The organism is Devosia psychrophila, from assembly GCF_000971275.1.
Taxonomy (GTDB): domain Bacteria; phylum Pseudomonadota; class Alphaproteobacteria; order Rhizobiales; family Devosiaceae; genus Devosia; species Devosia psychrophila.
In genome coordinates this window covers 1-17,528 of the sequence record NZ_LAPV01000124.1, presented here as the reverse complement: position 1 = coordinate 17,528, position 17,528 = coordinate 1, and the positions used below count along the sequence as shown (strand labels likewise).

Sequence of the window (17,528 nt, the reverse complement as noted above, 5' to 3'; positions counted from 1 at the left end):
CTGATCGCCGAAGCGTGAGCATCAGGCGACGACAGCGCAGTCGACACCCTCCCCCTTGAGGGGAGGGATCAAGGGAGGGGGTTCCGGGCTATCCACAAACATCGAAGTTAGCGGATAGCCCGAACCCCCTCCCTACTCGATAACGGAGTTAGCAAGCTAACTCCTATCTCGCGTCCCTCCCCTCAAGGGGGAGGGTGAAGCCGGTGTTTTCGGCACTATCGAAAGTTAGCTACCTATTCTGCCTATTCTCAATCAGATCAGTCACCACCGCTGGATCTGCCAACGTGGACGTATCCCCCAATGACCCAAAATCATTCTCCGCGACCTTGCGCAGGATGCGGCGCATGATTTTGCCAGAGCGGGTTTTCGGCAGGCCGGGGGCCCACTGAATTAAGTCGGGTGTGGCGATCGGCCCGATTTCCTTGCGGACCCAGTTGCGAAGCTCGCTCTTGAGGGCGTCGTCGCTGGCTTCGCCCGACATCAGGGTGACATAGCAGTAGATGCCCTGCCCCTTGATGTCGTGCGGATAGCCGACCACGGCCGCCTCGGATACCTTGGGATGCGACACCAGCGCGCTTTCGATTTCGGCGGTGCCGAGGCGATGGCCCGAGACGTTGAGCACGTCGTCGACCCGGCCGGTGATCCAGTAATAGCCATCCTCGTCGCGGCGGCAGCCATCACCGGTGAAGTAGTAGCCCTTGTACTGGGTGAAGTAGGTTTCGACGAACCGCTGGTGATCGCCATAGATGCTGCGCATCTGCCCCGGCCAGCTGTCCTGAATGGCCAGCACGCCCTCGGCCTTGGTCTGCTCCTGCAGCCTGCCCTCGGGCGACAGCACGACAGGCTGCACGCCAAAGAACGGCTTGGTCGCAGAACCGGGCTTGGTCGGAATGGCGCCGGGGAATGGCGCGATCATGTGGCCGCCGGTTTCGGTCTGCCACCAGGCATCGACGATCTCGCAGCGCTGCTTGCCGACATGCTTGTGATACCACATCCAGGCTTCCGGATTGATCGGCTCACCCACCGTGCCGAGCAGGCGCAGGCTCGGCATATCGTACCTGTCGGCAAAAGCCGACCCGGCGCCCATCAGCGCCCGGATGGCGGTCGGCGCGGTGTGGAAGATGTTGACCTTGTGCTTTTCGACCACCTGCCAGAAGCGCGAGGCGTCCGGATAGCTCGGAATGCCTTCGAACATCAGCGTCGTGGCGCCATTGGCCAGCGGGCCATAGACGATATAGGTGTGTCCAGTGATCCAGCCGACGTCGGCGGTGCACCAGAACACCTCGCCATCCTGATAATCGAAGCTGAGCTGATGGGTCAGTGAGCCATACAGCAGATAGCCCCCCGTGGTGTGCAGCACGCCCTTGGGCTTGCCGGTCGAGCCCGAGGTATAGAGGATGAACAGCGGATCCTCGGCGTTCATCGGCTCGGGTGGGCAGTTGGCGTCTACCGTTTCGACGACCTCGTGATACCAGACATCGCGGCCCTCGACCATGTTCACGCGATTGCCGGTGACCTTGACCACGATGACCTTCTCGACGCCGGAGACCTTGGCCAGCGCCTCGTCGACATTCTTCTTGAGCGCTACGGTCTTGCCGCCGCGACGGCCTTCGTCGGCGGTAAGGATGATCTTGCTGCCGCAATCGGCAACGCGGCCGGCAATGGAGTCGGGCGAGAACCCGCCAAAGATCACCGAATGCACGGCGCCGATGCGCGAGCAGGCCAGCATGGCTACGGCGGTATCGATGACCATGGGCATGTAGATGGTGACGCGGTCGCCCTTCTGGACGCCATTAGCCTTGAGTACATTGGCGTAGCGGCAGACGCGGTCATGCAACTCGCGGTAAGTCGCCTTGCCGTCGGTGCCCGGCGTATCGCCCTCCCAGATGATCGCAGTCTGGTCGCCACGGGTTTCCAGGTGCCGGTCAAGGCAATTGTAGGAGACGTTGAGCACGCCATCCTCGAACCACTTGATAGAGACATCCGGATATTCAAACGTGGTGTTCTTGACCACCGTCGGAAACGTGATCCAGTCGAGGCGCTTGGCCTGCTCTGCCCAGAATCCATCCGGATCGCTGAGCGAGCGCGCATACATCGCGTCATACTGGTCTTTGGCTACATGGGTGCGTGCGATCGCAGCCGCACTCGGCTGGAATACGAGCTGCTCGCTCATACAGTTCCTCCCTTATCTCTCCCGACACCCGTTCTAGTGACCTGACCAGTTCCGGGCAAGGCCTTGAATGTGCCACTTAATGCGCAGTTGCCGGGTTTCGTCCGCGACGCGCTATTAACTGCCCGGAAGCTCGGCGCTTCGGCAGTATCCGTGGCTCTGCTATGATCCAAAGATGGACCCGGAGCCCGTCATGAGCGACATCGCCGCCACCGCCAGCGAGACCCAGGTTGCACCACGGGCACGCATTTATCGCGCCGCAACCTATGCCGATATCGCCTTGGTGCAGACGCGGCTCCAGGAAGCCATCGAGACGTCGCCCTATTATAGCCCCGAGTTCAAGGCCTACGAGTCGGCACGCCTGACCAAGGATTATCTGGCCAGCCTGATCGACGCCGACCCGTATCACGTCATGGTTTTCGAGCGCGACGGCAAGACGGCAGCCTTCATGATTTCAGGGCCAGAACTGGGGACGCTCTGGCTCTACTGGAGCTATGTGTTCCCGGAAAATCGACGCTCGACGCTCGGCGTTTCTGGCATGCGCGCCTTCATCAATCACTGGGATAACGGGCGCTTCCACAAGATCGCTACCTATACCAAGACGGGCAACGAACCGGCCGAGGCCATCATGGGCCGAATGGGCTACGAGCACGTCGCCACGCTCAAGCAGCATATCTTTGGCGATGACTATCAGCTCTACGAGCGGACGCTGAACAAGGTGGAACCCGGTTACGACCGCGGCACCATGGGCGGCTTGAGGCATAAGCTTTTGCGGACGCTTAAACTCGCATTGAACAGATAGCTCCACGCCCTACTCCGCAGGCACGCCGACGGTGCGGCGGTTGCGGAACCACTGCATGATGGACGCGTCCATATGGGCGGTCCGGAGGGCGATCCACCACAGGCCCACCGACCACACCGAGATGGCGATGATGGCGGCAAGCGCCGCTCCCATCAGGCCCAATGTCGGCACCAGCAGCCAGTTGCACAGCACCAGGGCGCCAATGCCCAGGGCCACGAATGGCAGGCTGGCGTAGGGACGGTCGTGAATCGACAACACGAGCGAGGCTGGCCCCATTACCGAACGAATGACCAGCGCCAGGCATAATACCGCCAACGGGGCGGCGCCGGCCGAAAAACTCGGCCCAAACAGCTGAAGCAGCAGCGGCGCTACGAGGGCCATGCCAACGAACAGCGCCACGGAAATGACGCTGGCGACGAAATTGGCATCACCAATCTTGCGCTTGAACGCCTCGCGGTCGGCATTGGCCTCGCTTTCGAACATATCGGGCAAGGTGACGGCATAGACCGCGGCAACGCCGAACGAGATCAACGAAAACAAACGGGTGCAAACGCCGAAAATCGCCAGTTCTTCGCGGCTGAGCGTATGGCTCAACAGCAGCAGGTCGATGTCGAAGAAGAAATCGGTAGCGAGCGAGATGAGCACCCATGGCAGGGCAAAACGCCACCAGCGCTGAAATTCCCGCGAGCGCAATTGCGCGGTGTCCGGCAGACGGTTGAATGACGTGACCACGAAGCCGAAATGCAGCAGTGCAATGCCGACATAGCCGATGGCGATCAGCCACAGCATAAACGAGAAACCTTCTGCCGGTGACGCTATGCCCAATGTGGCCAGAAACGCACCCACAACGATCATCGGCCGGAACATGGTATCGGCGAAGAAGCCGGCAAATGGGCGCTTCAGCCCCACCAGAACCGCGCCGTTGACATAGACCAGCGCCGTGCCGAAGGCGAGCAGGATGATCGGCACGAAGTGCAGCGCCAGCACGCTATCGCCCTGCCCGACGAGGCCCAGCAGGTATGGACCGGCCAACAACAGCACGACGAGCGAGCCCACGACATGACCATAGGCGTGTCTGATGAAGCTCAGGAATTGCCGACGTTCGCCACGCGCCCGGTATTCAGCGGCAAAATAGGTGCCCACTGTATGGAAGCCGAGCGGCATGACCACGGCGATCAAATTGACGGTGGCAATCACCACCAGATATTCGCCCAGCAGTTCAGGGCCCCAGATGCGGGCAATCAGTGCCTGCACTAAAAAAATCAGTCCGGCACCGCCGAGGCGCGCCCCGAAAATGATGGTGGACTGCGATGCCAGGCGGTGGTGGATGCTCATTGCTCTGACTCGTCACCATCGCGTTTCTGCGTCGGCAGCGTCTTGGGATTGCGCCAGCCATCGATCTTGCGGCGCAAGGCATATAATGTATCGCGGACCCAGAAGGCGCCGGCACCAAATGCATAGGCCAGCGGCCTGTGCGCATAATTGGCCACTGGCGGCACCGGGCGGATAACACCGGCAGTGCCCACCATGCCCTTCTTAAACTGATGCAGGCCCTGGAAGCCGTCGGTGCCCCCGAGGTCGTACCAGGTGGCGGTGGTATTATCGCGCAGCCAACGAATGATGTGCCAGTGCATGAAGTAGCCGGCGCGCAGCGGCAGCGCCTTGTCATTGGTGGCGCCATAGAGATAAACCGCGCGGTCGCCAGCCTTGAAGATCAGCGCGCCACCGACCAATTCGCCCTCGTGCCGCACATAGAACAGTTCGGGCCGCAGCGCGGGCACCTCGATGGACATCAGGGCCGGCAGGGTTTCGTAGGCCGAATGGTCGGTAAACTGCTTGCGATCGGTCATCGCATTGTACAGCGCTTCGAAATCGCCAACCGTCTCGGGCGTGGCGTGTTCGAAGGTGAGGCCCGCCTTCTCCGCCTTGTTGAGCTGGCGCCGCCATGTCTGCTGGAAGCTCTTGCGCTGCTCCTCGTCGCTGAGGCTCAGGTTGACGATATAACGGTTGGGAAAGCCCAGCACCGAACCACGCTTGAAGCCGCGGGCAATTAGCCGGTCATAGTCGTGGTTGGTTTCGGTTAGCGACGCGCGTGGCAGCACCGATAGCATATGGCCGCGGTTCTCGGCATAGGTGGCGACCATGGCTTCGACCATGCCGGCCTGGATGGCGACAGCGTCGGGGCGCGAAGCGTCCTTCAGCATCGGCGCCCATTTTGCGACGGCAATCTCGCCCAAGCCCAGCGGCAGCTTCTGCACCATGACCAAAGCGCCGCCGACCACCTCGCCATTGTGCAGGAACAGCATCGGCTCCTGCATCACCGAGGGCCAACGCGTCGATGCGAATGCGTGCATCTGCTCCTGGCAGACCTCGTCGAACTCGGCGATCGTGCGGTCCCATTCCGAACCGCCGACGATCAGCGTCTCCAGCTTGGCGGCAGCAACACCCGTCGCGCGGGCAACGGAAGTGCTGGAGCCGGCCGAATGGGCGACGCGATCGACGATAACGGACATTATGGGCAATTCCCGCTCATGAACTTGAGCGGGAAGCTAGACCTCGTAGGTGAGTAAATCCCTATCCCGTGGCGGCGAATGCCACAAATCGGGACCAATGGTTACCAAAGGCTAATGTGCGACGGCAGCCGCGCCAACAGCATGCGGCGTATAGAGCAGCGGAATTTCCGGGATCGCGACAAAGGCGCCGAGACCTTCGAGCGTCATGCGCAGGGCTACGAACAGGATAATGACGAGACCAACCCAGGCGATCCAGCGATGCTTGTGCAACAGGCCGGCGATGAAGGTTGCGGCAACGCCCATCATCACGACCGAGAGGGCGAGACCGATGATCAGCGCTTCAAAGTGATGCGCAGCAGCGCCCGCCACGGCCAGCACGTTGTCGAGCGACATCGAAACGTCGGCAATGATGATCTGGATGACGGCCTGGTGCAGCGTCTTCTTGGGCGCCTTGCCGGCAATGGTGCCGTCGGCATTGGTGTCGGCATTTTCCAGCGCTTCCTGCGCCTCGTGCTCGTCGGCATGCGAAACGCTAAGCTCGCGATACATCTTCCAGCATACGTAAAGCAGCAGGATACCGCCGGCGATCAGCAGGCCGCCGCCCAGCGCCAGCAACTGCGTAGTGATCAGCGCGAAGAAAATACGCAACACTGTAGCGGCCAAAATGCCGATCAGGATGGCCTTGCGGCGTACGTCGCTGGCAAGGCCCGCAGCCGCCAGGCCGATGACCACGGCATTGTCGCCAGCAAGGACGAGGTCGATCAGGATGACCTGAACCAAGGAACTCACAAAACTCGGGTCAAGGCCAAACATGAAACGATCCTCACGGGGATAGACGAAAATACAATATCGAAGGCGGCTATAACGCTCCACCTCGTCGCTGGAAAGCGCTCACAGCGGCACTATCGACAAAAGTCTTAGATTTATTGGGGTTTGCGCCCCGCCACGACAGCTTGGCGACAGACTTCCCGCTGCGAGGAGCGAAAGGACACACGGCGCTGCCATGTGGTTTTCGTCATCAATTCAGAAAAGAGACTTTGGTGGGCGAGCACGGATTCGAACCGTGGACCCGATGATTAAGAGTCATCTGCTCTACCAGCTGAGCTACTCGCCCAGTGCTTGGGCTTCCAAAGTGGCGCCTTCATAACCAACGGATTCTGTGCTGTCTACAGCTTGATGACACTTTTCTCACATTGCTTGTTTGCTACAGTGTCAGGGGCGCAAAATCTGCCAACAATCGGGGCAATATGACGATTACGCAATTTTTGATGATCCCGGTTGCCTGGCTAGCTGCCAATGCCCTGAGCCTGCTGGCGGCCTTCACCGTGGTGATTGCCGGACGATATGCCTCTCGCATCGCGGCCCGTGCCATTACCCAGTTGCTGCCGCGTGCCTATGGCGTGGACAAGAACTTCGCACCCCTGTTGTCGCAGGCCGCCCGCTACGGCATTCTGATCTTTGCAGTGGTGACAGCGCTCAACTTGCTGGGAGTCGCCAACACATCGATTCTCGCGGTGCTGGGCGCCGCAGGCCTCGCGGTAGCGCTGGCGCTGCAGGGTACGCTGGCAAATATCGCGGCCGGCATCATGCTGATCTGGCTGCGGCCGATCGCCATCGGCGAATTCATCCAGGGCGATGGCGTGGCCGGCGTGGTGGTTGAGATCGGCTTGTTTGGCACCCGCCTGCGCTCATCCAGCGGGCTGTATATTTTTACTCCCAACCAGAAGCTGTGGGCATCGGCCATCACCAACCACAGCCGCGAGCCGCGTCGGCGCATCGATGTCAATGTCAGCGTGCCAGACAGCATCGATATCGGCGCATCCCGCCGGCTGTTGCTGCGTATCGCCAACGCCGACAAGCGTATTCTGCCCGACCCGGAGCCAAACGTGCATGTCGAGAGCTTTTCGGGCGCCGCAGTGAACCTGCAACTCCGGGCGTGGGTAGCCACCGCCGATTACCTCGAAACGCTGTATTCGCTGACCGAAGAAGCCAAGATAGGGTTGCACCGGGAACTGGCCGGCACCAAGGCCGACAGGGCGGGCATCACCGTGGCGCCGGACCCGTCCAATCCCAGCCCCGAGACCCAGGCGGGCAGCTGACCTGATTGTTAGGCGACCTTTGCACGACCCGTACCTTTGGCCCCGAGCGGAGCCTGAAGTGCTGGTCGATACGCTGCGGGACTCCACCATCAATCTTGCAGCGCGGGTACAGGTAAAAAGTCAGCACCGCTGCAGGCCTGTTCTGACTTTCAGGAAAAATCAGCGCGTCGTCCTCGATGACGTTGGCAGCTTTACGCCGCCGACGTCAGCATAATTCGAGTTAGCGTTCTCTGAAACTCGAAAAATACAATATATTGTTGTTGTTGGACCTCATGGACGCTTCTGCACCGGGCTGGTCCATTAGCGTGATGGTACGCTCGATGATATGGCGTAACTGCCGTGTGCGACTGTCTGCACCGTGCAGGATAGCAGCAGCGCGCTGCAGATGGTCGCGTGCAAGGACATGTGTTGGTAGCATGAGACGACTCCTCCGGAGTTGGCTTTTGACGCCAATTGGGATGGCGCGGGTCAAAAGGTGCGCTCCCCTGCCTTCCTCAGCCTTGCTGGCATGATGAAGAATTGTCTAAAAAGCGAGCTGCGGTTAGTCGTCGGAGAGGCCCGCTCGGAGATTTACGGCTGGTGGCTTGCCAGACTGGCTGTGTAAAGGCATTGCCAAGTGGATCGGCGGCGGCACTGGCGGGTCGTGCTATCGGGCCTGTAGTGTTACTCGGCCAATCAGCGAGTCGCCCCGTGCCCCGCCCTTCTCTGTCGCCTATCACCGTCAGCCTTGCCGAAGCCGTGCCCTTCGTCGGCCCGGAAGCCATTGCCCGCCATAGTGGCGTCCTCCTTCGCGCGCGCATAGGGGCCAATGAAAGCCCATTCGGCCCGGCACAGTCGGTGGTTGATGCCATGGCTGAAGCAGCGCGGGAGAGTTGGCACTACGGCGATCCGGAAAATCACGATCTGCGCGAGGCCATTGCGAGCCATCTGGGCATTGCTTCCGTCAATGTCATGCCCGGCGAAGGAGTCGATGCCATCCTTGGCATGGCGGTTCGGCTTTATGCGGCGCCTGGAAGCACGGTGGTTACCTCGCTTGGCGGCTACCCCACCTTCAACTACCATCTGTCCGGCTATGGTGTACAGATGCACACCGTTCCCTACATCAACGACCGCGAGGACATCGACGGGCTGGCGCGGGCCGCCCATGAAACCGGCGCGGCCATGGTCTATCTGGCCAACCCCGACAATCCCATGGGGAGTTGGTGGGACGCTAAGGCAATTGATCGCTTCATCGCTGCCGTGCCGGAAACGACAATGATCGTGCTGGACGAGGCCTACGGCGAATTCGCGCCAGCGGGCACCTTGCCAGCATTGGACATGGCGCGACCAAACCTGCTGCGCATGCGGACCTTTTCCAAGGCATATGGGCTGGCTGGAGCGCGTGTCGGTTATGTGGTCGGCGAGGCGCAGAGCGTTTCCGCCTTCAACCGCATCCGCAATCACTTCGGCATCAGCATTATCGCCCAGGCAGGCGCCATCGCGGCACTGGCCGACCAAGATCACTTGGAAAGCTCGGTCCTGGCTGTGCAGAAGTCGCTAGAGGACACCGCGTCGATTGTCCGGCGGCATGGCCTGATACCGTTGCCCACCGCCACCAATTTCGTTGCCGTGGATTGCGGTCGTGACGGCTTATTCGCACGCGCCATTGTCGATGGGCTGGCCCAGCACGGCGTATTTATCCGTATGCCCGGCGCCGAAGGGCTCAACCGCTGCATCCGCGTCAGCGCCGGTACCGAAGCCGATAGGATATTGTTGGACTTAGCGTTGGGTGAGGTTTTGGCGAGACTACGCGGTTAGGATCACTCCTGCCCCGGCCATTTCAGTCGGGGCAGAAGGCGATTTTTTAGCCAGCCATCGCGCCCTGCGCCGAGGCGCCGCGTTCGATCAGCAGGCGATTATAGGCATTGAGATAGGCGCGGGCCGAGGCCACCAGCGTATCGGGTTCGGCCGCATTGCCCGAAACGATACGACCATTCATTTCGAGACGCACATGGGCCGAGGCCTGCGCGTCGGTGCCACCGGTGACGCCATCGACCGCATAAAGCACCAGATTTGGTTCCTGCCCGACGCCCTGCTTGATGGCGTTGAAGATCGCGTCGACCGAGCCGGTGCCTTCATAGGTGACCGAAGATTCCGCGCCGTCGATCGACAGCACTATCGTGCATTTGTGGACGCCGCCGGTCTTGGAAACGACCTCCATGTCGACCAGCTTGATGCGATCGCCAACCGAGCCGACTTCGTCATCGACCAGCGCCACGATATCGGCGTCATAGACATGCTTCTTGCGGTCGGCCAGGTCCTTGAAGCGCTGGAAGGCTTCCTGAAAGGCATTGTCGCCCAGCGTATAGCCGAGCTCGCGCAGCTTGTCCTTGAACGCCGCGCGGCCGGAATGCTTGCCCATCACCAGGGTGGTTTCCTTGATGCCGACGCTGGCCGGGGTCATGATCTCATAGGTCTCGGCATTCTTGAGCATACCATCCTGATGGATGCCGCTCTCATGCGCGAAGGCATTCTTGCCGACGATGGCCTTGTTATACTGTACAGGAAAGTTGGCTGCCGCGGAGACGATCCTGCTGGCGCGAGCCAGGTGGGTGGTCTCGATTTCGGTGTGGTAGGGCATTACGTCGCCGCGGGTGCGCAGCGCCATCACGATCTCTTCGAGTGCTGCATTGCCGGCGCGTTCGCCCAGGCCATTGACCGTGCATTCCACCTGCCGGGCGCCACCGCGAACTGCGGCCAGCGAGTTAGCGACGGCGAGGCCCAGGTCATTGTGGCAATGCGCCGAGAAGATCGCCTTCTCGGCGCCCGGCACCGACCCGATGACCTCGCGGAACATCTTTTCATGCTCGTCCGGCACGGCATAGCCCACTGTATCGGGCAGGTTGATGGTGGTAGCGCCGGCCTTGATCGCCGCCTCGACGCAGCGCTTGAGGAATTCCAGCGGCGTGCGGGTGGCGTCCATCGCCGACCATTCGACATCATCGATCAGGTTGCGTGCATGGGCCACGGTGCGGGCGATGATCTCGATGACCTCGTCCTCGGTCTTTTTCATCTGATGCGCCAGATGGATCGGCGAGGTCGAGACGAAAGTGTGGATGCGCCCCTTCTGGGCGAGGCGCACGGCTTCGCCCGCCCGGTCGATATCAGCCGTGATTGCACGGGCAAGGCCGGTGACGGTGGCTCGCTTGACCTGCTTGGCCACGGCCACCACGGCTTCGAAGTCGCCATTGGAGGCAATCGGGAAACCGGCTTCGATGATATCGACGCCCATGTCGTCGAGCGCTTCGGCAACCTGCAGCTTTTCTTCGAGCGTCATCGTGGCGCCGGGCGATTGCTCGCCGTCGCGCAGCGTGGTGTCGAAAATAAAGACGCGGTCTTTGTTGGTATCGGTGGTCGCGGACATAGCTCTATTCCTATCGGTCGGCCCAGAGTCACAGCTCTGCGGGCCGGACATTTACTGTTCGGCTTGTGGCACTATCCCCTGACGACCCGCTCGTTCGAGCTGTCGGTGATCAGGGGCTGATAAGAAGGAGGAGAAGCGCGGCGGGGAGCAGCAGCATGCCGGCAGCAATCGTCAGAACGCGATTGCGCTCCTGAGTTTTGGTGATTGCGATGGCAATGGCGCGCTGGCGCTGCATGGGTCTGGTCCCGTTTATTCGGCAACAATGCGCGAATCCCCCCAAGGGTGCAAGCCCAGGGAGGGCACTTAGTGAACTTTAGCTTTGCGACTTTAGGTTAGGTTAAGATGATCAATCATCGAGATCGAGCACGCCTTCGGCGACGATCACCGCGTGGCCGCCAATGCCGCCATGCACCAGCACTTCGTTTTCCTTGCGCAACTGCACCGTGATGCGGCAAGGGCGACCCATTTCGTGGCCCTGGCGCAGCACTAGATCCACCTGCCCCGTGCCGATATCAACATGTTCGGACAACAGGCCAATCAGCGCCGCAGCAGCCCCGCCGGTGCCAGGGTCCTCCGACAGCCCCATGCCCGGCGCAAACATCCGCGCCGCCAGATCATTGTCCTTCTCGCCCGGCGTCTCGGTAAAGACATAGACCGCGTTGCGGCCATGGGGGAACACGCCGTTCCATTGCCCCATGTTGAGCGTCAAGCGCTTGAGCACCTCGGCATCGCGCACCGGGACCAGGTGAAACACCACGCCAGCGCTGAACACCGCTGGTTGATACACGCCACAGCCGATCTCGTCACGCTCGATGCCCAGGGCCAGGGCCATACCGGCGCGGTCATTGATCGACGCGACCCGTACGGGCAGTTGCGGCAATGAAAAACGGGCCTCGCCCGAGCGCTTGCCAGTCTTTTCAAACAGTGCGGTGATCAAGCCGATCTGCTCTTCGATGCGAACCGCCGTCACCTTGTTTTGCAGGCCAAGCACGATGGCGGCGCCCACAGTCGGATGTCCCGCAAAGGGCAGCTCGACGGTCGGCGTGAAAATCCGCACCGACGCGGTGTTGCGCTCGCCATGTGGCTTCTGGATGAAAATGGTCTCGCTGAGGTTAAACTCGCGGGCAATAGCCTGCATTTCGCCATCGAGCAGGCCATCGGCCTTGCACACCACTGCCAGTTGGTTGCCCTTGAGGCGTTCCCTGGTGAAGACGTCGAGGAGCAGATAATTGAGCTTCATGGCCTATTCCGCCGGTAGAGTGTAAGTCGCCCGGTCCAGGCCGAGATGATCGCAAAAGGCATCGACAGCCACGCTATGGTCGATGCGGCCCGGCAGACCTGAGATGGTCAGGCAGCCGATGATGCCGGCGCCCTTGACGCGGATCGGGAAACCACCGCCCGCGATAACGAAGTCGACCGGATCGGCGCCAGACATCGGCGAAAACACCACCTCGCCGCGCTCCAGCACCATGCGATAGCTGGCGCGGTGGAAGCGCCGGACCGTATTGATCTTGCGCCGCACCCAGTCGGCATTGTCCGAACTCGTGCCGGCGGTGGCAGCAAAAAACATCTGCCGGTCCCATGTCCGGATATCGACGACCAGTGAAAGTTCCTCAGCCAGCGCCCTCCCGCGAATGGCACCGCCCAGCGCGAAAGCCACAGTCTCGTCGAACTCGGCCAGCACCAGGTCAAGTTCCTGCTTCTTGACCAACAGGATATCGCTCTCAGTGCTCACGCTATTCTCCTCATTGTACCGACACCTGTATCGCAAGAAAGACGGAGCCGGAAGGACAACCACTAAACAAACGGGGCCCCGAAGGACCCCGCTCTATAGTCAATTTGAACTGATTAGTTCTTGGCCTTGTCAACCAAGGCACCGGCCTTGATCCAAGGCATCATGTCGCGCAGCTTGTGGCCGACTTCTTCGATCTGATGTTCGTCGGCAAGTCGACGGGTTGCCTTGAAGCGTGAGCCACCGGCCTTGATTTCCTGCATCCACTCGGCGGTGAACTTGCCGGACTGGATGTCCTTGAGCACGCGCTTCATCTCGGCCTTGGTTTCCGAGGTGATGATGCGCGGACCGGAAACATATTCGCCCCACTCGGCCGTGTTGGAGATCGAGTAGTTCATGTTGGCGATACCGCCCTGATAGATCAGGTCGACGATCAGCTTCACTTCATGCAGGCATTCGAAATAGGCCATTTCAGGCGCATAGCCGCCTTCGACCAAGGTTTCAAAACCGGCGCGGATCAGCTCGACCAGGCCACCACACAGCACGACCTGCTCACCGAACAGGTCGGTTTCGCATTCTTCGCGGAAGTTGGTTTCGATGATGCCAGAACGGCCGCCGCCAACGCCCGACGCATAGGCCAGTGCGATGTCATGGGCATTGCCCGACGCATCCTGATGCACGGCGATCAGGCACGGCACGCCGCCACCCTTCTGGTATTCGCCACGCACGGTGTGGCCTGGGCCCTTCGGCGCGATCATGATCACGTCGACGGTCGACTTGGGCTCGATCAGGTTGAAGTGGACGTTCAGGCCGTGGGCAAAAGCCAGGGCGGCGCCGTCGCGGATGTTGGGCTCGATATGCTGCTTGTAGATGTCGGCCTGCAGCTCGTCGGGGGTCAGCATCATGATGACGTCGGCCCACTTGGAGGCGTCGGCAACCGACATCACCTTGAGGCCTTCGCCCTCGGCCTTGACGGCCGACGGGGAGCCTGGACGCAGCGCGACCACCACATCGGTGACGCCCGAGTCACGCAGGTTCAGCACGTGGGCATGGCCCTGAGAACCGTAGCCGACAATCGCGACTTTCCTGGACTTGATGATGTTGAGATCGGCATCCCGATCGTAATAGACGCGCATGGGTATCTCCCTTGATATGCTGTTATGCGTTACTGGCTTTCGCCCCGAAAAGGGTGAAAAACTGGTCGGTCGCGGCCTTCACATCGACTTCGATATTGGCCTCGATATTGGATTGGGTCAGCGCCTTGTCGCCCAGTAGCAGGCGAATCTGCACGTCGCGGACCACGAGGCCGAAAAACGTGCGATAGGCGTCTTCGCTGGACTCAAAGCGCAGCAGGCGAGCGTCGCGCCCGGCTTCGAGAATGGGCTTCAGACGGCGGCGAATGGCCAGCGGGCCATTTTCCAGCACGATCAGGCCGAGACTGTCTTTTTCCTGGGCGGCATGGGTCACGGCGGTGCGGTTCAGCGTCACCGAAACCTCGCCGACGATCACCGTCAGCAGATCGCGCGCAAACTGCTCTATGCTGAGCCGCAGGGTCCTGGCACTGAGGTGCGAGCGATCCACCACCGGCATGCGCACCTTGGCCGCCTGCCACTGCACGGTTGCCGTGAGCAACCCGTCGCGGTCGCCAAACCACTTGTATAGCGTCTCCTTGGAACACGAGGCGCGACGCGCCACCGCCGTCATGGTCAGGCCATCGCCATTCTCGACGAGCAGGTCCAGCGCAGCGGTCAGCACAGCCTGCTGGCGCGGCGTGAACGTCTCTTCGCTGACCTTGATGGCCACTGGCACGACTGACCCCCAACTGACGCGCCGAACGGTTTCGGCAATTTCCGTCTGCTGGCGTACCGTACGGTACGGTTCGACGCAAGTGCTATTTGCGTTCGTAATCAGGAATCATGCACGCAGCGCCTTTCGTGCACTGGCCCAGCGGTTGAACCGTGCCAGTGCCAGCCCAAAGCCGATCAGCAGCAGGCCGCCGCCGAGGATCGAGAACGGCTGTGCGCCAAGCGCCATGAACCATTGGGTGAAGAAGTGTACTGCCCCAAACACGGCTACGGTGTTGACCACCCAGCGCCGGTTGGCAAACACCGCCCAGGTGCCGAAAGCCAGCAGGGCCAGTGCCCAAGCGATGGCGAAATACAGGCCGGACCAGCCGAGAAATTCGTCGCCGAACACCGAGCCGATGAAGAAGGCGACATTGACCAGCAGGATCGCCGTGCGCATGGCGATGATGGCAAGGCGCTCATAGGCCGGCGGCAACCGCAGCGAGGCGATGTAGAGCACAAGGGTCAGCAGCGACAGTGAGCCGATCGCGGCGGCAAGGTAATGCGTCGGCGTCCACAGGTCGGCGTCTATGGTAATCGTGGCGGCAAAGGCCAGCACCGATATCGACACCAGCAGGCCCGACGCCGCGACCACGCCCGCGACGGCCAGTCCCAGCGTCAGCGCAACGCGAACCCACAATTGTTCGCCAAACAGCGCGAACAGGCCACCGCCCAGCGCCAGCGCGCCGATCACCATGATAATCTGGGCAAACACCGACCACTGTTCGACGCGGGCGATGCGCATCACGAAACCGGCAACGAACAGCACGGCACCCAGCGCGATGACTGTCTCGAGCGAGGGAATCAAAACCCCGACACCGACCGCCACTGCTGCCGCACCCAGCCCGAGCAACACGTTGATCGCCAACTGGCCGGTGTCGGCCGCAGCGTGGGTCTTGAGCCGCTCGGCCTCGGACGATGTCAGCTTGCCTTCGGCGACCAATATGTCGAGGTCGAGCGTGATCTTCATGCAGGTTTCTCCATCCGCGCGGACACTAGCATTGCATGCGCCCACGGCAACACTGCGTCCTATACATCGGCACTTGCCGATGGAGCGTGAAGGGTCCATCTATGCCGCTACGTTTTAGGACCAAGTAAAGAGAAGTCCATTGTCCCAGCTGTTTTCCCCCATCACCCTGCGCGACCTGACCATCCGCAATCGTACGGTCGTCGCGGCCATGTGCCAATACTCGGCGCAGGATGGTTTCGCCAATGACTGGCACTTTGCCCACCTAGGACGCTTCGCCATCGGCGGCTTTGGCCTGGTGATTCTAGAAGCCACCGGCGTGGTTCCCGAAGGCCGCATCAGCTATGCCGATCTAGGACTGTGGAAAGACGAACAGATTGCTCCCCTCGCCCGCATCGTCGATTTCCTGCATAGCCAAGGCACTGCCGCTGGCATCCAGCTGGCACATGCCGGCCGCAAGGCTTCGACGCCCGTCTCATGGAACGACACTGCTAAGATGTCCGCAGCCGAAAAGGCCGCGGTGGGCTATGAGAACTGGACGCCGGTCGGACCGAGCGCCATTGCGCATTCGTCGAGCGATGCCAGCTTCCAGACCCCAACCGAGCTGGATGCAGCCGGCATACGCCAGGTAATCGACGGCTTCGTCAGCGCCGCCAAGCGCGCCGATGCAGCCGGTTTCGACACCGTGGAAATCCACGCCGCCCACGGCTATCTGCTCAACCAGTTCCTGTCGCCGCTGGCCAACCAGCGCACCGACCAATATGGCGGCAGCCGCGAAAATCGCATGCGCCTGCTGCTCGAGGTCACCGTGGCTGTCCGCGCCGTGTGGCCGCAAGGCAAGCCTTTGCTGGTGCGCCTCTCGGTCAGCGACTGGCACCCCGACGGCTGGCAGGTCGAGGACAGCGTCGTGCTTTCGCGCGAACTCAAGGCCTTGGGTGTAGACGCCATCGACTGCTCGAGCGGTGGCTTTGACGGCGCCAAGATCGACGCAGTTGCAAACTACCAGGTCCCCTTTGCCAAGGCCGTGCGCGACGGTGCCGACATCGCCACCATGGCAGTTGGCCTGCTCGGTGACGCGCAGGGCGCAGAGGCCATTCTGACCAGTGGCGAGGCAGACTTCGTCGCCCTGGCCCGCGGTGCCTTGGATGATCCAAACTGGCCGGTGCATGCCCGCCACGAACTGGGCGCAACGGACTACGACCTGTGGCCAGTCCAAACCAATCGCGTCAGCAGTCGCGATCGTTCCTTGGGCCTGCGCGGCTGGGCATAAATCTGGTAACGAACTTCCGCCAAACGACCTTCGCGGCAACGCAAATTTGCCGCGATTGGTCGGCCACTCTTGTCCCGTCGCGTTGCGATCACCAGATCAGCGGCGAACAGGGAGAAGTTCGATGGATACCAAGGCCGCAATTCTTGCCCTCATGAGCGTCTGGGGCGTTGGTGTCTGCAACCTGCCCGCCAATGCGCAGGACGCCAGCGACACGGCTGAGGACGCCACCGACGATGTCGGCGAAAGCGAAAATCCGCTGCTCAACAAGGTCTGGGTCCGCGCCGACGCAGATGAGAACCTCCCTGGCCCGATGCAGATTTTTCTCGGCGACGGCACGCTGGTGACCGACAGCTGCTGGGAAACCTACCGCCTGTCCAAATGGCAGCAGATTTCCGATAGCGCCATTAGCTGGGATGAAGACGGCATGACCATCAACGCCGACATTTCAGAACTCACCGAAAACGAACTGGTGCTCAATCTCAAGCTGGGCAGCGACGTGCTGGAACAGCGCTATGTCACCGCGACCGTGCCGTATCTTTGCCCGGATATGATTAAGTAGCGACTGATCAAGGATCGGTGGCTCCCGTCACCCCACCCTCAATCCCTCCCCATTGTATGTTTGCTTTGAGGCTGTGATTGACGATGATCGGCCTTGGGGCATCGTGTTTTGCGATGCTCCGGGTCAGATAGCGTGTGTCCCCTTAGAGCCAAGCGAGCTCGTCCCTGAG

General features: G+C 61.1%; 16 protein-coding genes and 1 tRNA gene. 5 read left to right on the top strand and 12 right to left on the bottom strand.

Features of this window, described 5'->3' with window-relative positions:
• Positions 1-229 precede the first annotated feature (229 nt).
• Positions 230-2,173, bottom strand: coding sequence for an acetate--CoA ligase (gene acs / locus WH91_RS11330; RefSeq protein ID WP_046171127.1), 1,944 nt, complete (start codon positions 2,171-2,173; stop codon positions 230-232).
• A 190-nt stretch (positions 2,174-2,363) separates the two neighbouring features.
• Between acs and WH91_RS11325 the strand changes: the two genes are divergently transcribed.
• Positions 2,364-2,972 (top strand): GNAT family N-acetyltransferase, encoded by a 609-nt coding sequence (locus WH91_RS11325; protein WP_046171126.1) that lies wholly within the window; start codon positions 2,364-2,366, stop codon positions 2,970-2,972.
• 9 nt (positions 2,973-2,981) lie between these two features.
• Here the strand turns inward: WH91_RS11325 and WH91_RS11320 are convergent, their stop codons facing one another.
• The 4 genes from WH91_RS11320 to WH91_RS11305 all read right to left on the bottom strand — a co-directional run bounded on the left by WH91_RS11320 (position 2,982) and on the right by WH91_RS11305 (position 6,599).
• Positions 2,982-4,307, bottom strand: coding sequence for a lipopolysaccharide biosynthesis protein (locus WH91_RS11320; protein ID WP_046171125.1), 1,326 nt, complete (start codon positions 4,305-4,307; stop codon positions 2,982-2,984).
• Positions 4,304-5,485: a lipid II:glycine glycyltransferase FemX gene (locus WH91_RS11315; protein ID WP_046171124.1), complete on the bottom strand. Its 1,182-nt coding sequence runs from the start codon at positions 5,483-5,485 to the stop codon at positions 4,304-4,306. The genes WH91_RS11320 and WH91_RS11315 overlap by 4 nt, the downstream gene beginning before the upstream one ends.
• Before the next feature lie 111 nt (positions 5,486-5,596).
• Positions 5,597-6,298: a YjbE family putative metal transport protein gene (locus WH91_RS11310; RefSeq protein ID WP_046171123.1), complete on the bottom strand. Its 702-nt coding sequence runs from the start codon at positions 6,296-6,298 to the stop codon at positions 5,597-5,599.
• Positions 6,299-6,523: 225 nt separating this feature from the next.
• Positions 6,524-6,599, bottom strand: a tRNA-Lys gene (locus WH91_RS11305).
• A gap of 133 nt (positions 6,600-6,732) precedes the next feature.
• On the opposite strand from WH91_RS11305, the gene WH91_RS11300 reads away from it, so the two are divergent.
• Both WH91_RS11300 and WH91_RS11295 read left to right on the top strand, forming a co-directional pair.
• Positions 6,733-7,584, top strand: coding sequence for a mechanosensitive ion channel family protein (locus tag WH91_RS11300; RefSeq protein WP_052952780.1), 852 nt, complete (start codon positions 6,733-6,735; stop codon positions 7,582-7,584).
• 690 nt (positions 7,585-8,274) lie between these two features.
• Positions 8,275-9,381 (top strand): pyridoxal phosphate-dependent aminotransferase, encoded by a 1,107-nt coding sequence (locus WH91_RS11295; protein WP_046171122.1) that lies wholly within the window; start codon positions 8,275-8,277, stop codon positions 9,379-9,381.
• A gap of 46 nt (positions 9,382-9,427) precedes the next feature.
• On the opposite strand, the gene WH91_RS11290 is transcribed toward WH91_RS11295, so the two are convergent.
• From WH91_RS11290 to WH91_RS11265, 7 genes are all read right to left on the bottom strand, one after another.
• Positions 9,428-10,987, bottom strand: coding sequence for a 2-isopropylmalate synthase (locus WH91_RS11290; protein ID WP_046171121.1), 1,560 nt, complete (start codon positions 10,985-10,987; stop codon positions 9,428-9,430).
• A gap of 109 nt (positions 10,988-11,096) precedes the next feature.
• A complete protein-coding gene (locus WH91_RS25790) occupies positions 11,097-11,222 on the bottom strand; it encodes a hypothetical protein (RefSeq protein WP_280140232.1) in 126 nt (41 codons plus the stop codon).
• Between the two features lie 111 nt (positions 11,223-11,333).
• Positions 11,334-12,227, bottom strand: a complete 894-nt coding sequence (locus WH91_RS11285) for a PhzF family phenazine biosynthesis protein (protein ID WP_046171120.1) — start codon at positions 12,225-12,227, stop codon at positions 11,334-11,336.
• 3 nt (positions 12,228-12,230) lie between these two features.
• Entirely contained in the window at positions 12,231-12,722 is a 492-nt protein-coding gene (locus WH91_RS11280; RefSeq protein WP_046171119.1) for a heme-degrading domain-containing protein, read from the bottom strand.
• A 113-nt stretch (positions 12,723-12,835) separates the two neighbouring features.
• Positions 12,836-13,855: a ketol-acid reductoisomerase gene (gene ilvC / locus WH91_RS11275; protein WP_046171118.1), complete on the bottom strand. Its 1,020-nt coding sequence runs from the start codon at positions 13,853-13,855 to the stop codon at positions 12,836-12,838.
• A 22-nt stretch (positions 13,856-13,877) separates the two neighbouring features.
• A complete protein-coding gene (locus WH91_RS11270; protein ID WP_046171117.1) occupies positions 13,878-14,528 on the bottom strand; it encodes a TetR/AcrR family transcriptional regulator in 651 nt (216 codons plus the stop codon).
• A gap of 105 nt (positions 14,529-14,633) precedes the next feature.
• On the bottom strand, positions 14,634-15,533 hold the full coding sequence (locus WH91_RS11265) for a hypothetical protein (protein ID WP_046171116.1): 900 nt from the start codon (positions 15,531-15,533) through the stop codon (positions 14,634-14,636).
• 139 nt (positions 15,534-15,672) lie between these two features.
• Between WH91_RS11265 and WH91_RS11260 the strand changes: the two genes are divergently transcribed.
• Complete coding sequence (locus tag WH91_RS11260; protein ID WP_046171115.1) at positions 15,673-16,800, top strand: NADH:flavin oxidoreductase/NADH oxidase; 1,128 nt, start codon at positions 15,673-15,675, stop codon at positions 16,798-16,800.
• A 121-nt stretch (positions 16,801-16,921) separates the two neighbouring features.
• Complete coding sequence (locus WH91_RS11255; RefSeq protein WP_052952774.1) at positions 16,922-17,359, top strand: hypothetical protein; 438 nt, start codon at positions 16,922-16,924, stop codon at positions 17,357-17,359.
• The last annotated feature ends 169 nt before the right edge of the window (positions 17,360-17,528 follow it).